Annotated in this window: 17 protein-coding genes; 5 read left to right on the top strand and 12 right to left on the bottom strand. The window is 38.6% G+C overall.

Translation table 11 applies throughout. The features are described 5' to 3' along the window. From HUN22_RS10815 to rplM, 5 genes are all read right to left on the bottom strand, one after another. The coding region (locus HUN22_RS10815) for a hypothetical protein (protein ID WP_174729033.1) at window positions 1–624 on the bottom strand (624 nt) is incomplete at its 3' end. 17 nt (window positions 625–641) lie between these two features. Further along, complete coding sequence (locus HUN22_RS10810) at window positions 642–1,076, bottom strand: ClpXP protease specificity-enhancing factor (RefSeq protein WP_174729030.1); 435 nt, start codon at window positions 1,074–1,076, stop codon at window positions 642–644. Window positions 1,077–1,082: 6 nt separating this feature from the next. Then, entirely contained in the window at window positions 1,083–1,736 is a 654-nt protein-coding gene (locus HUN22_RS10805; RefSeq protein ID WP_174729027.1) for a glutathione S-transferase N-terminal domain-containing protein, read from the bottom strand. 174 nt (window positions 1,737–1,910) lie between these two features. Continuing rightward, a complete protein-coding gene (rpsI, locus tag HUN22_RS10800; RefSeq protein ID WP_174729024.1) occupies window positions 1,911–2,297 on the bottom strand; it encodes a 30S ribosomal protein S9 in 387 nt (128 codons plus the stop codon). A 12-nt stretch (window positions 2,298–2,309) separates the two neighbouring features. After that, on the bottom strand, window positions 2,310–2,738 hold the full coding sequence (gene rplM / locus HUN22_RS10795; protein ID WP_002117832.1) for a 50S ribosomal protein L13: 429 nt from the start codon (window positions 2,736–2,738) through the stop codon (window positions 2,310–2,312). A gap of 173 nt (window positions 2,739–2,911) precedes the next feature. Between rplM and pdxA the strand changes: the two genes are divergently transcribed. From pdxA to HUN22_RS10780, 3 genes are read left to right on the top strand one after another with little or no spacing between them, the layout of a single operon-like run. Next, window positions 2,912–3,895: a 4-hydroxythreonine-4-phosphate dehydrogenase PdxA gene (gene pdxA / locus HUN22_RS10790; protein ID WP_174729021.1), complete on the top strand. Its 984-nt coding sequence runs from the start codon at window positions 2,912–2,914 to the stop codon at window positions 3,893–3,895. A 23-nt stretch (window positions 3,896–3,918) separates the two neighbouring features. Beyond that, window positions 3,919–4,731: a 16S rRNA (adenine(1518)-N(6)/adenine(1519)-N(6))-dimethyltransferase RsmA gene (gene rsmA / locus HUN22_RS10785; RefSeq protein WP_174729018.1), complete on the top strand. Its 813-nt coding sequence runs from the start codon at window positions 3,919–3,921 to the stop codon at window positions 4,729–4,731. Next, window positions 4,732–5,574: a symmetrical bis(5'-nucleosyl)-tetraphosphatase gene (locus HUN22_RS10780; protein WP_174729015.1), complete on the top strand. Its 843-nt coding sequence runs from the start codon at window positions 4,732–4,734 to the stop codon at window positions 5,572–5,574. It begins immediately after the preceding gene. Between the two features lie 89 nt (window positions 5,575–5,663). Here the strand turns inward: HUN22_RS10780 and HUN22_RS10775 are convergent, their stop codons facing one another. The 4 genes from HUN22_RS10775 to hflX form a co-directional block, all read right to left on the bottom strand. After that, on the bottom strand, window positions 5,664–6,107 hold the full coding sequence (locus HUN22_RS10775; RefSeq protein WP_174729012.1) for a DUF2147 domain-containing protein: 444 nt from the start codon (window positions 6,105–6,107) through the stop codon (window positions 5,664–5,666). Window positions 6,108–6,189: 82 nt separating this feature from the next. Further along, window positions 6,190–6,864, bottom strand: a complete 675-nt coding sequence (locus HUN22_RS10770) for an LrgB family protein (RefSeq protein WP_174729009.1) — start codon at window positions 6,862–6,864, stop codon at window positions 6,190–6,192. A 10-nt stretch (window positions 6,865–6,874) separates the two neighbouring features. Next, the gene (locus tag HUN22_RS10765; protein WP_174729005.1) at window positions 6,875–7,246 is read right to left on the bottom strand and encodes a hypothetical protein; all 372 of its coding nucleotides are present in this window, start codon (window positions 7,244–7,246) and stop codon (window positions 6,875–6,877) included. 33 nt (window positions 7,247–7,279) lie between these two features. Next, window positions 7,280–8,623 carry a ribosome rescue GTPase HflX gene (gene hflX / locus HUN22_RS10760; protein ID WP_174729002.1) on the bottom strand — a complete coding sequence of 448 codons (1,344 nt, stop codon included), beginning with the start codon at window positions 8,621–8,623 and terminating at the stop codon, window positions 7,280–7,282. Window positions 8,624–8,841: 218 nt separating this feature from the next. Here hflX and HUN22_RS10755 point away from each other — a divergent pair, with 218 nt between their 5' ends. Continuing rightward, the gene (locus HUN22_RS10755) at window positions 8,842–9,651 is read left to right on the top strand and encodes a lysophospholipid acyltransferase family protein (protein ID WP_174728999.1); all 810 of its coding nucleotides are present in this window, start codon (window positions 8,842–8,844) and stop codon (window positions 9,649–9,651) included. On the opposite strand, the gene HUN22_RS10750 is transcribed toward HUN22_RS10755, so the two are convergent. Continuing rightward, entirely contained in the window at window positions 9,652–11,277 is a 1,626-nt protein-coding gene (locus HUN22_RS10750) for a phospholipase D family protein (protein ID WP_174728996.1), read from the bottom strand. A 106-nt stretch (window positions 11,278–11,383) separates the two neighbouring features. Between HUN22_RS10750 and HUN22_RS10745 the strand changes: the two genes are divergently transcribed. After that, on the top strand, window positions 11,384–12,394 hold the full coding sequence (locus HUN22_RS10745) for a metallophosphoesterase (protein ID WP_174728989.1): 1,011 nt from the start codon (window positions 11,384–11,386) through the stop codon (window positions 12,392–12,394). Between the two features lie 50 nt (window positions 12,395–12,444). Here HUN22_RS10745 and HUN22_RS10740 read toward each other — a convergent pair whose 3' ends face one another. Next, on the bottom strand, window positions 12,445–12,924 hold the full coding sequence (locus tag HUN22_RS10740) for an OmpA family protein (protein ID WP_174728986.1): 480 nt from the start codon (window positions 12,922–12,924) through the stop codon (window positions 12,445–12,447). Window positions 12,925–12,938: 14 nt separating this feature from the next. Beyond that, window positions 12,939–13,411, bottom strand: a 473-nt coding sequence (locus HUN22_RS10735; protein WP_174728983.1) for a GGDEF domain-containing protein, incomplete at its 5' end; no start/stop codon positions are given.

Here is a 13,411-nt window from a genome sequence, read left to right as displayed (position 1 = left end):
ACCCAAAATTGCTAAAGCAACCACAGGAGCAATAATTTTTGACCATGTAGGTGCAGAAATCTCGGTAGCCTGTTCTTCGATATGCAAGTCATCATGATGAGGTTGGGCTTGGTGAACCATTTGGTTGAACTCCTTCATTGTTGTATCCAATGATAGCTCTTCTTGTTCCACAGGTTTAGAACCAATTAATTCATTTAGGTGGTTTGTTGACCAAACCCAATCTTCAGCTTGACCAGATAAGTGTTCAATCTGACCTAAAATTAATTCTTTTAAGCCATTATGCCCAAAACCGCCTGTTTCATCGAGCTGGTTAAGTTCTGCTAACTGCAAAGTTAAAATTTCAGAAATGCTTTGTTCTAGCTCTGAATTTTTTAAAGTCGACCGATTATGTTTAGAAGTCGTTAAATGACGAGCAACTTCTTGAATATACAGTGGATCTGAGGTTTTGATTTCTTGATAAATCTTATTGTCATCCTGACGCCATAAACTAATCAGTTTTCCAAGCGTAAGAATATTCACCTCATCAATCAGTTTATTTTTTTCATCAACTGGATATTGATTTAAAAGCTGAGGCTTTTGAATTTTTATCTGCTCAGCAAAGTATTGGACTAAATCAAATGCCATGCTTTCTTCCTCTAAATTTAATCTAAAATTCTTAACGTCGGTTTTTTCTTGGTCGATGTTGTTTCAGTTACTTCTTGTACTTCTGACTCTACTGTATCTTCTACAGGTGTTACATTGGCATATTCTTCAGGATCAAAGAATAAACCTTGTCCATTCTCACGTGCATAAATCCCTAGAACAGCTTGAATAGGGACATAAATATCTTTTGATGCTCCCCCAAAACGAGCTGAAAAAGTAATAGCTTCATTTGCAATAAGTAATTGATGGACAGCATGTGGCACAATATTTAAAACAATTTGTCCATCTTTAACAAATTGTTGTGGAACATCGGTATGTGGCTGTGTCGCATCAACTAATAGATAAGGCGTAAGTTGGTTGTCACAAATCCATTCATAGATTGCACGAGCAAGATAAGGACGTGTAGGGGTTAAATCAATAGTTTGCTCAGACATATCACGCTATTCCATATTTAATAGTTCATTGTAACGGTTTTTCTCTTGAGGCGTCATCGATTTAGCAAAAGAAGGCCGTTCAAAGATACGTTTACAGTACAAAAATATAGGTCTACAGTGCTGTTTGGGTAAATCAATTCCCATGCTATTTAATCTTAAAAAGATAGGGGCAAGCATACAGTCTAAGATTGTAAAACTCTCTGACATGAAATACGGAAAATGTTGAAATAGGGGAGTAAGTGAAATTAATGTTTCACGTAGTTCTTTTTGAGCTTTTTGTTTTTGTTCGACATTTAAAGAGTCCGCATGTTTTAACATGTGATCTGCCAACTTAAACCAGTCGTTTTCAAGCCTCCAGATATACTGACGCTGTTCTGCACGCATCATAGGTGCATCTGCGTAAAGTTTACCTTGGCGATAACGATCATCTAAATATTCAGCAATAATAGGCGCTGAAAATAATTTAAGATTTTGCTCGACCAACATCGGCAATTGGTTATAAGGATTTAAACTGGCCAAATCTTCGTCTTCATGGTCAGTTACGATCAATTGATATTTGATTTGTTTTTCTGCTAATAAGAAACGAATCCAGTGAGAACGGAAATCATCAGCATGACTGTAAAGGGTAATCCCCTGAATAGAGGTGTTTTCGACCGACATATCACAAGACGACGTGGTTGAGTGAATCGATTAGGATACTAAAAATGCTCTAGGAAATCACGGTTCTAAGGAGATAGTTTGTTTATATTTATCAGTTTGCTTTTCATGGTTCTATTTTTATAGTAAAAAAGCCTTGGAAAAATCCAAGGCTTTTTGTCCAACTCGATAAACGAATTAACGTTTAGAGAATTGAGGACGCTTACGAGCTTTACGTAAACCAAGTTTCTTACGTTCAACTTCACGAGCATCACGAGTAACGAAACCAGCTTGACGTAGAACAGGTTTTAAAGTTTCGTCAGCAGCGATAAGTGCACGAGTAATACCGTGACGGATCGCGCCAGCTTGACCACCGATACCACCACCTTTAACAGTGATGTAAAGGTCAAACTTTTCAGTAACTTCTAAAAGTTCTAAAGGTTGACGAACAACCATACGAGCAGTTTCACGACCGAAATATTGCTCTAAAGTACGGTTGTTAATAACGAGTTTACCTGTACCAGATGACAAGAAAACACGTGCAGTTGCGGTCTTACGGCGACCTGTACCATAATTAGTAGCCATGTGCTGTATCCCTTAGATGTCCAAAACTTGTGGCTGTTGAGCAGCATGCGGATGCTCAGTACCAGCGTACACTTTCATTTTTTTGATCATTGCATAACCAAGAGGACCTTTTGGTAACATGCCTTTAACCGCTTTTTCAAGAACAGCTTCAGGTTTGTGAGCAATTAACTTCTCGAAGTTAGTCTCACGGATACCACCAGGGAAACCAGTATGGCGATAATATTTCTTATCAAGTGATTTTTTACCAGTCACTTGAACTTGTTCAGCATTAATCACAACGATGTAATCGCCAGTGTCAACGTGAGGAGTATAAGAAGTTTTGTGCTTACCGCGTAAACGACGAGCGATTTCAGTCGCAAGGCGACCTAAAGTTTTGCCAGAAGCATCAACAACATACCAGTCATGTTGAACTTCAGCTGGCTTAGCGCTGAGAGTTTTCATTAAACCACTACCTATTATAGTTGGTTTGGACTATGGAATCTGTCCAAACAAAAGGAGCGAGCATTCTAAACGAGTTTGTTAAAACTCACAAGAAAAATCCATTTTAAGCTAGATAATTTAATCCATAAACTGATGAATGTCAGATATGTTAAAATCGAACAAATTCTTGTTATGTGTCTGGAGTGATTGTGCTGCCATTATATGTCACTTCCGGTGAACCGGCTGGTATTGGACCAGATATTTGTTTGAGCTTAGCTAAGCGGGTCGATCAGCGTCCAGTTGTAATCTTGGGTGATCGAGACTTATTCGAGCAACGCGCCCAGAAGCTTGGGATCGATATTCAATTTATAGAATATACTGGACAGTCCGAGTCATCCTCTCTGAATGAACTTTATATAGAGCATGTGCCTTTGAAGGCAGCGGTAACGGATGGTCAATTAAATCCAGCAAATGCAGCTTATGTATTAGAACAATTACGTCGTTCAGCTGATTACGCAATGTCTGGTAAAAGTGTCGGAGTCGCTACGGCACCCGTGCAAAAATCGGTTATTAATGATGCTGGTATTTTGTTTAGTGGCCACACTGAATACTATCAAGAGTCTGCAGGTGTAGAGCGTGTCGTTATGATGCTTGCAACCAAAACCTTGCGTGTTGCTTTAGCAACTACACATTTACCGTTAAGAGATGTAGCAGATGCAATTACCAAAGAACGATTGCATCAGGTTATTGATATTCTACTACATGACCTAAAAACTAAATTTAAAATTACAGACCCACGTGTACTCGTGTGTGGCTTAAATCCTCATGCGGGTGAAGATGGCTATTTGGGTCGTGAAGAGATTGAGACTATTAATCCGGTACTTGAAAGTTATCGGGCGCAAGGGATTAAGATGAGTTTAAGCTTGCCGGCAGATACCTTATTTACCCCCGAACATCTTAAAAATGCAGATGCTGTACTTGCCATGTACCATGATCAAGGTTTACCTGTGTTAAAATCACAAGGGTTTGGTGAAGCCATCAATATTACATTGGGTTTGCCGTTCATTCGAACTTCGGTTGACCATGGCACTGCATTGTCTTTGGCTGGGACTGGTTTGGCAAAAAGCTCAAGTTTAAATGTCGCTGTTGATTTAGCTTTATCTTTAGCAGCGAGCTAAATTTTTCATGTTGGAAATGTTCTATGTATCAAATTAATGCCCTAAACCCGAAAGATGAAGGGCATAAAGCTCGTAAACGTTTTGGTCAAAACTTCTTACATGATCAACGAGTCATTGCCAAAATTGTGCGCTCTGTAAGTCCGCGTACGGGTGACAATATTGTCGAGATTGGACCTGGTCTAGCTGCCTTAACCTCTCCTTTAATTGGGGAGTGTGATGCATTAACAGTGGTTGAGCTAGATCGTGATTTAGCGGCAGGCTTGCCAGAACGTGTTCCACATCCTGAACGTTTGACGATTATAGAAGCTGACGCATTAAAATATGACTTTAGCGAACTGGTAAAAGATGGCCGACCATTACGTGTAGTAGGTAACTTACCTTATAACATTTCAACCCCATTACTTTTTCATCTCTTGGAATTTGGCAGCAAAGTTAAAGATATGCATTTTATGCTGCAAAAAGAGGTGGTTGACCGTATTACTGCTGAACCCAATACAAAAGAATATGGACGCCTGTCGGTAATGATTCAGTATTACTGCCAACCAACATTTTTATTTGAAGTACCAGCTGGTGCATTTAATCCACCACCTAAAGTAACGAGCGCTGTTTTCCGCCTTGTCCCGTATGATCAAAAGCCAATTACAGCCAAAGATGAAAAAGCTTTAGCTCGACTGGTCGCTCATGTATTTACTCAGCGCCGCAAAACTTTAAGAAACAGTCTTAAGGGTATGATCGCAGAAGATGGCTTCGAAAAGGCTGGTGTTGATCCGATGGCTCGTCCAGAAACTTTAACACTTGCTCAATTTGTTGCTTTGGCCGATCAAATGGTGCCGTAAATGACTAAGCGTTTTAACTATGTTATTGGTGATGTGCAGGGATGTTTTGAAGCTCTAAAAGCCTTGCTCAAAGAAATACGTTTTGATCCAGATCAAGACTTTTTATGGTTTGCTGGTGATTTGGTTGCACGTGGTGAAAATTCGGTAGGGGCATTGCGTTTTATTAAAAAGCTTGCTGATCGTGGGGCTGCTGCAACTGTACTTGGAAACCATGACCTGACTTTAATTGCGGGTGCTCGTGGCTTAAAAGAGATTAAAGCAAAAGATCGTACTCAAGATGTTATTGAGGCGATTGATGGCGATGAGTTAATCGACTGGTTACGTAAGCAACCATTATGTTTATTCCCAAACGAGCATACAGTTCTTACTCATGCTGGCATACCTTGTATTTGGGATGCGCAAAAAACTGTAACGTTGGCAAAAGAGGTTGAGGCTGTACTCGCAAACGAAGATTTATCCGTATTGGATGCTTTTTTAGCAGACATGTATGGTTCAAAACCAGATTTGTGGGAAGATCACCTAACTGGTTCGGCGCGTTTACGCTGTATTACCAATTATTTGACTCGGATGCGTTTAACCAATGCAGAAGGGGCCTTAGAGTTTAGTTTTAAAGATTCTTTGGATGCGCCAATGCCAGAAGGTTATTTCCCTTGGTTTGAATTTCCGAGCAAAGCGGCACAAACTCATCAGATTATTTTTGGTCATTGGGCTGCGCTCGAGGGTAGAACTATTAATGAGCAGATTCAAAATATCGATGGTGGCTGTGTTTGGGGCAGAAAATTAATGGCTTATCGACTTGAAGACAAAGAAATCTTTTCTGTTGATAATCCTGAGCACATATAAGTAAGGCAATGCTTTTCATGAGCGCAAGACGAGGGTTGTACCCACGTTAAAAATAAAAAGCCGCATAAGCGGCTTTTTATTAGGAAGTATTATTCTACGCGTATCCAAATTTGATTACGGCCTAATGCTGAAACCCCAAGGTATCCACGCATATGAAGACGTTTACCAGTTGCGCTAAGTTTTGCTTTAAGCCCATAAACTTTACCGGTATTGGGGTCTAAAATTTTACCACCAGTATAGTTAAGTCCATCTGTCTGCTTTAAACCCGTTGCGATATCCAGACCTAAAATAGGTTTATTGGTATATGGTGCAGGACAGTTATCACAAATTTCTTTAGGCGTATAACCAGGTCGTGGTGTAACTTTAATGATCTTTCCTGCATATGTCCCATTGGCTTCTTTTCGTATTTCTACTTGTGCTTTGGGAGCACCAGTTTTATCATCAATTGTTTGCCAATGACCTGTAATATCTGCTGCAAATGTAGCAGTATTAATCCCCACCAAGAGCAGCGCTCCAACAAAAATTTTCCCCATGATTAAAAATCCTTTTAACATTGAAAGATCATCTTATTTGGAATTCATATACCGTTCAATGTTTATTTAATAGGCTTCTTAATTATGGTGTTCCAAATGATAACATTAATGTTGGTAGCCAAATTGCAGTAAATACACCGTTCAATGCCATACCAAATGCAGCGTAACGACCTGCAACAGGCCCACGTTGCCAAGCTTGAGCTGTTCCGATCGCATGAGCAGCTAAACCTAATGCTAAACCTGATGCTCTCTCATCATGAATATGTTTAAGTAGAAATGGTGAGAATGCTGCGCCAATTACTCCAGACAAAATAACAATAAGGGTCACCAGTGTTTCAGGAGCATGCAATAAAGTTGCGATATTCAGGGCAATGGGAGTAGTTACTGCACGAGTTGCAAATGCAAGAATGGTCGGCTCAGACATGTGTAATAAGTATGCTAGCCCCATAGGTAGGACAACAGCGCTAATACTTGCAAAAAGTAAAATACCAATGACTGATTTAATTGGAAGATCATCGTAGCGCATCGCAGCTAAAGGAATGGCTAAGGCTACGGTGACATAGCCTAATAGATGACCAAATAAGTCATTCACATAAAGGCGATACTGCTCATATGGCACATGTAGAATTGAAAGTAAGCCAATTACAATGAACATGCCGAAAACTAAAAGTGGAACTTGTGGAAAACGTCGGTTTAAAGGCTTTGCACAAAGATAACCAATCAGTGTGATCAAAAATCCGTAGAAAATCGTAAACATTTTATTCTCCCTATAACCAACGTTTCGCCATTTTTGCATAGACCCACAAAGGTATAAGGGTGCTGACCACTAAAACGAAAAGAAATAATGGAATTTCCTTCCCCATATGTACCAGCATAATTAATGAGCCTGCACAGATGGGTAAAAAGGCGAATCCACTTTCTTTCATGATTTTATTATTGGTATCCACGATTCGAAGTGGAATTTTTTTAAACTTTCGCCAAATCAGTAAAATAATAAGTAAGCTGATTAAACCGACCAGATTACCTAATTCTGGATGGCCAAAAGCACGCATGACGACAACAGAGCCTTCACGAAAACCAATAATGAGCAGTAATGTGATTATCCATGCTGTCCAGTCTATACTTTTGATCTTATCCATATTTTTTATCTCTAAAAGTTTACTTATCAAGTTTTAACTGATCTCGCCCTTGATTTCAAACTCTTCCAAGGGGCGTTTAAATTGACTCGCGTGTTCTCCCAATATTTCATCTAAGGGCAGTTTTGCTTGGCGAATCAGCTTTTCCAACTTATGTGGTGCAATCTTCACATCAATATGTAATAAGCCAGCATCATCATAATGTTCAGACTCAATCACATTTAAGGCATAAAGTTGGGTGCGTAATTTGCCATAAGCGGGTTTAAGCACGAGAGAAAACTTTTGAATTTGACCCATTAAGCATTCTTGTACTGCTTTCTGAAGTAACTCAAGACCTTGGCCTGAATGAGCCGAAACATAAACTCGATCTGGGACGTGTGGTTCAGCATAAATAATTTTGGCTTCTTCACCGCTCAGATCAATTTTGTTGTACACCCTAAGTACGGGAGCATCAGCACCAATTTCTTTTAATACACCTTCAACTGCTTCAATTTGGTCAAGCATGTCGTGGCTATTACTATCAATAACATGCAGTAAAAGGGTCGCTTCTAGTGTTTCTTCAAGTGTTGCTTTAAATGATTCAACCAAATCATGCTGTAAGTTTCGTACAAAACCTACCGTATCTGCTAGCACAACAGTACCGATACCATCCCAGTCTAAACGGCGTAGGGTTGGATCAAGTGTTGCAAACAGCTGATCGGCTGCGTAGACATCACTATTTGCTAAAATATTAAATAAAGTTGATTTGCCCGCGTTGGTATAACCTACTAATGAAACTGTTGGAATGGCTGCTTTTTGCCTTGCAGCACGTCCTTGCATACGAGTCTGGTGTACTTTGTCCAATTTATCCTTTAATTGAGCAATACGAACGCGAATGAGACGGCGATCTGTTTCTAGCTGTGTTTCACCGGGACCACGTAAGCCAATACCACCTTTTTGCTGTTCAAAGTCGGCAGACCAACCACGAATAAGACGAGTAGATAAATGTTTAAGCTGAGCAAGTTCGACCTGTAACTTACCCTCATGCGTGCGGGCACGCAGCGCAAAAATATCTAAAATTAAGCCTGTACGGTCTATAACTCGGCATTTTAATATTCTTTCTAAATTTCGTTCTTGAGCAGGGGATAATGCATGGTCAAAAATAACTAGACTCGCTTCTAGTTCCTCCACTTGCTCTGCAATTTCTTCGACTTTTCCTGAACCAATAAAAAATTTAGGGTTAGGCTTATTACGCTGAACCTTAATATGTTCAAGGATATCTGCACCCGCAGACTGTGCAAGTAGAGCAAACTCTTCGGCATCCAGATCATCTAATAATTGTACAGAAACACTCACTAAAATTGTGCGTTCACCGCCTTGATGCCGATCAACATATTCCACGTGGCTATAAATCCTGAAAATGGGAAAACTTTATTCTAGAGGAAACTTAAGCAAAAGGGGAAAGCGTTTGTTCTTATCCTTTATATTAGTGATATGAAGTCAATATAATGTTCAGATTTATTTTATTTGCCGTGTTCTAACGTCAATGCAAGTTTATTCTGAAACGTATAGAATGACTTGAGATGGGTATAACAAAGATTAATCGTTAGTGAAATTTTATGGCTCAAACGCAAAGTATAGTTAATTCAACGTTAAAGAAATTATCAAAAATAGGTTTATACGGAAAAAAGGTCACTTCTGCCACGGCCGCAATTAGTGAAGGTTTTTATCTAGTTTATCGACATGGACTTTATAAAGATCCTAATAATCCTGTTAATACACGTTATGTCCAATACTTTTGCCGCCGTTTATGTCAGGTTTTCAATTTAGATATAGAAGTACATGGCACAATTCCGAGAGAACCAGCTTTATGGGTAAGTAACCATATTTCTTGGTTAGATGTTGCAGTTCTAGGTTCGGGTGCGCGAGTTTTCTTTCTGGCTAAAGCTGAAATTGAAAATTGGCCTATTCTTGGAAACTTAGCCAAAAGTGGTGGAACGTTATTTATTAAGCGTGGATCTGGGGATTCCGTCAGAATTCGTGAGCAAATTGCTGAATTTTTAAAACAGGATATTCCAGTATTATTCTTCCCTGAGGCTACGACTACAGATGGGCACTCTGTTAAAAAGGTCCATGGGCGATTACTCGGTGCAGCGATTGAAGCACAGCGTCCAATACAGGTATGTTTGATTTGTTATGTAAACCGTGATGGGGAGTTAGATACGGTTGCGCCATTCATTGGTGACATGACATTTGCTGAACATATTCAACGTGTACTTGAAATGCCTAAAGTAACAGCTCATTTGTTAACTTTGCCTCCTATTTCAGTGGAGGGGCATGACGTCAAAAGTTTAACACGTGAAGTCCAAGAAAAAATGGTAGAAGGTTTGGCTCAACTCCATCAAAAAGTACTTAAGCCAAAACATTAATTACATAAATCCTTCAAGTGGCAGCCATGAAAGAAACTTCATGCCTGCTTTTTGCCACCATTTCATCTCGGGTTCTTGGTTATAAATTAAAGGACCATTGGGAGTTTCTTGCTGCCAATAAATATGATTGTTAGCATCGAGTTTTAATTTATAAGCATACTTATTTAAATTTTCATCCATCGTATGGTGAATGGTTTTAGCCAATGATGGGCTATCTAAAATTACGCCAATTTCAGTATTTAAATAAGCCGAGCGTGGATCAAAGTTAAACGAACCAATAAAAACCTGTTCATCTAACGCCATCAGTTTTGTATGCAAGCTTGATCGGCTTAATCCTTTCATATTTACTTTAGCTTTAGTGGCAAGCTCATCTGTATTTTTATTTAAATCTCTTTTATCGGGTGTCGGTAAAAATTCATAAAGTTGTACGCCGTTTTTAAGCAGCTCTTTACGGTATTTTCCATAAAAGGCATGCACAACAGCAACGTCATTCGCTTTAAAAGAGTTCGTTAAAACTCGAACCTCAACACCGTCTTTAGCAAGCGTACTTAAAATTTTAGCGCCTTGTTTTTCAGGAATGAAATAGGCTGAGATTAAGTCAACGTTACTTTCTGGCTTTTCTAAATGATTAATTAACTGAAAATTTAAGTGTTCTTCTTTTTTTGCTTTCGATTTGATTTTATCAGGTGAGTCTTTAACGACTTCCGCTTTTACCCAATCAAATCGGATATTGTGATTTAACCATTGATCAAATGCATGAGATTTTGAGGTTAAATTTAGAAAGTTTTGAACCGTAGCTTGTTGGTAATGTGCTTCAAGCTGTTCTTTTAAGCCGTCATAGCGTAAACGGTGCTGCTCAGGACTTACGATACTTTGAACTGAATATGCATATTCATGATTCCAGTAATCATCGAACGAATTAACGATATCATCAACAGCAGCGCCTACCAACATTACATCGACATCAGAAAATTGATAACTATCGCTTACATTGTAATATTGATTGGTCATGTTACGCCCGCCAATAAGCGCAACCTCATTGTCGGCAATAAAACTTTTATTGTGCATACGACGGTTGATGCGTTTTAAGTCAAGCACCATATCCATTGCGCGGTATTTACGGAAACGGTACGGATTAAAAAGTTTAACGTCAATATTTTTATGCTGAGAAAGGGCCAGTAAAATCCCTTCCATTTTTTTTGCATTATTATCATCAATAAGAAGTCGGACTTTTACACCTCGATCAGCCGCACGAATAATGGCGTGCAAGGCTAAAGCTCCAACTTTGTCATTGTCCCAAATATAATATTGTAAATCTAACGTCTTTTCGGCTTTATCAATTAATCTTAGTCGGGCTGCTAGAGCCTCCAACGGATCATTTAGAACATGGAAGCCTGTTAACTTAGGATTTTGTAGACGTAAAGGTGTAATAATTTTGGCAAGTGAAGTCTCAGAGGTATCAATATCTTTGGCATATTGAACAGGCTCAACTCCATGTCTTGGCAGAGTGCTACATCCTGTCAACCCCACAGCAAAACTTGAACACAGAACTATAGAGGCTTTTATCAAAAAGCTTTTAGCTTGTTGATTCGTTTGAAGCTGTTTGGAATGAAAGGATTGTGCCATAATCAGTACATACGATAAGGTGAGCTAGAGTATAATTCGTGCATATTGAAAGATAAATATTGAATTTGATTACTAGCAATCAATACAAGATAAGTCGAGAGTCGTAATGTGGAATCCGAATTCAATCATTTTTTGTTTTTACTTTATTTTTTCAATACTAGCTCTATGGGGAATTTCTGAGGCTTGGATTCATCAATCTCGAACCGAGACTATTCATCCATTTAAAGCTTTTGTACATCTACTTGCATTTTATCTCTCTTATCTACTTATTCCTCTTTGGTTTTTTAACTTATACGCTGCTTGGACTGGTTACTACTCAATTCATCAAGGGATTTTCATCTTTTTCTTAAGTGGTGTGCTAATTTATGCCCGATTTATCGAGCCTCATTTAGTCCGTGTTGATACTCATCAATATCGTTTAAACCCGGATCGTAGTTTTGATAAGCCTGTAAAAGTTGCGTTAATTGCAGATTTACATATCGGTTTATTTTCAGGACATGAACGTCAGCTCAAAACCATAGTTAGAAAATTAAATGAACAGCAACCTGATTTAGTGGTAGTCGCTGGTGATTGGACATATGAGCCGGAAGACAGATTGATTGAAGAGTTAAGTGTTTTAAAAGAAATTCAGGCGCCTGTATATTCGGTTCCTGGAAATCATGATGAGCAATATCCTGGCCCACCGATTCAGCAACTATTAAAAGATGCCCTATTTTATAATGAAGTTGTTGATATCGAAGGTAAGATTGTTGATTTTGAAGAGTTTCGTTTGATTGGCATTGGTGACCTCTGGGCCGGAAAAACCGATATGCGTTCTATGCCAGATTTACCACAAGACAAGCCTTGGTTAATTTTGTCTCATAACCCAGATACGGTGGATATGGTACCTAAATTACCGAATCGACCATTAATGTTATCTGGACATACTCATGGCGGGCAGGTGGAGCTCCCGTGGGTGACTAACTATATTATGAAAAAAGTATCAATTTTAGGCCATAAGCGTGGATTTTACTCTCATGAGCATGCGGATGTCTTTGTTACCGTCGGCACAGGAATGGTCGGCATCCCTTTACGTTTTAGAGTACCGCCTACTATTGATATTATTGAGCTAGTTTAAAATAAAAAAGCCAATCACAAAGGATTGGCTTTTTTATGAATTAAATTTACTTATGGAATAACGACAATCGCAACACGTCGATTAATCGCACGATTTTCATTGGTTGTATTTGGCACATAAGGTTGTGTTGAACCACGACCAATCACATAAATATTTTCTTTTTTAAATCCGCGAGCTAAGAAAAGGTTTGCTACACTTTGTGCCCGCTCTTCCGACAGCTTTTGATTGTAAGCGGTATCACCCACATCATCAGTATGACCCACAATTTTCAATTTATTTAGATCATATTTATTCAATTGAGATGCTAGACGTGTTAACTCAGCTTCATGGCTCTGTTTTAACTCTGCATTATTAAAGTCAAACAACAAACGTTCTGGTAAACCTAGAGTCCAACCTTCATTAGTAAGAACAAAACCTTCTTTTTTAAGCAATTTTACCTGCCGATATTTTAATGGACCAAAACTCAGGCAACCTGCAAGAGTAATGCATAGCAATGCAATAAAGGAGAGTTTTAAAGATCTTGTATTCATAGATTAGCCTAAATTTAATTTTCAGGTTTATAGATAAACCAGTGTTCATCCGAATTTTTAGCCTTATACATTGCTTGATCTGCTTGCATAATGAAATCTTCGGGGCTAGATGCAAATTGTGATAAAGCAATACCTACACTAAAACTGAAGTAAATAGTTTGACCATTCAGGTGCAAAGGTTCTTTACAGCTTTCGAGTAAATTTTCAGCAATAGATATTAAATGATCAGCATGACTAATGGAATGCAAAATGACAGCAAATTCATCGCCACCTAACCGTGCAATAAAATCTTGATGACGTAGGCGAGTTTGCAAACGATTCGCCATTTCTTTTAGAACTTCGTCTCCAGCCAAATGACCAAACTGATCATTAATTGCTTTGAAGTTATTGTTATCTATAAATAATAAAGCAGATTTATTGTCAAAATCCTTATCCTCAAACATATCTAAAAGGATTTGGTAAAAATAATGTCTATTAGGTAATAAGG

This window comes from Acinetobacter lactucae (genome assembly GCF_013344765.1).
GTDB classification, from domain to species: Bacteria; Pseudomonadota; Gammaproteobacteria; order Pseudomonadales; family Moraxellaceae; genus Acinetobacter; species Acinetobacter lactucae_A.
The sequence above is the reverse complement of the archived record's forward strand: the minus strand, read 5'-3'. Positions and strand labels throughout refer to the sequence as shown.

Excerpts from the sequence above, each read along its gene's own strand:
- HUN22_RS10765 (WP_174729005.1), bottom strand. The coding sequence starts at position 7,246 with ATGGATAAGATCAAAAGTATAGACTGGACAGCATGGATAATCACATTA.
- rplM (WP_002117832.1), bottom strand. The coding sequence starts at position 2,738 with ATGAAAACTCTCAGCGCTAAGCCAGCTGAAGTTCAACATGACTGGTAT.
- HUN22_RS10780 (WP_174729015.1), top strand. The coding sequence starts at position 4,732 with ATGACTAAGCGTTTTAACTATGTTATTGGTGATGTGCAGGGATGTTTT.
- HUN22_RS10810 (WP_174729030.1), bottom strand. The coding sequence starts at position 1,076 with ATGTCTGAGCAAACTATTGATTTAACCCCTACACGTCCTTATCTTGCT.
- HUN22_RS10770 (WP_174729009.1), bottom strand. The coding sequence starts at position 6,864 with ATGTTTACGATTTTCTACGGATTTTTGATCACACTGATTGGTTATCTT.
- rsmA (WP_174729018.1), top strand. The coding sequence starts at position 3,919 with ATGTATCAAATTAATGCCCTAAACCCGAAAGATGAAGGGCATAAAGCT.
- HUN22_RS10745 (WP_174728989.1), top strand. The coding sequence starts at position 11,384 with ATGTGGAATCCGAATTCAATCATTTTTTGTTTTTACTTTATTTTTTCA.
- rpsI (WP_174729024.1), bottom strand. The coding sequence starts at position 2,297 with ATGGCTACTAATTATGGTACAGGTCGCCGTAAGACCGCAACTGCACGT.
- HUN22_RS10775 (WP_174729012.1), bottom strand. The coding sequence starts at position 6,107 with ATGGGGAAAATTTTTGTTGGAGCGCTGCTCTTGGTGGGGATTAATACT.
- HUN22_RS10755 (WP_174728999.1), top strand. The coding sequence starts at position 8,842 with ATGGCTCAAACGCAAAGTATAGTTAATTCAACGTTAAAGAAATTATCA.
- HUN22_RS10740 (WP_174728986.1), bottom strand. The coding sequence starts at position 12,924 with ATGAATACAAGATCTTTAAAACTCTCCTTTATTGCATTGCTATGCATT.
- HUN22_RS10750 (WP_174728996.1), bottom strand. The coding sequence starts at position 11,277 with ATGGCACAATCCTTTCATTCCAAACAGCTTCAAACGAATCAACAAGCT.
- HUN22_RS10805 (WP_174729027.1), bottom strand. The coding sequence starts at position 1,736 with ATGTCGGTCGAAAACACCTCTATTCAGGGGATTACCCTTTACAGTCAT.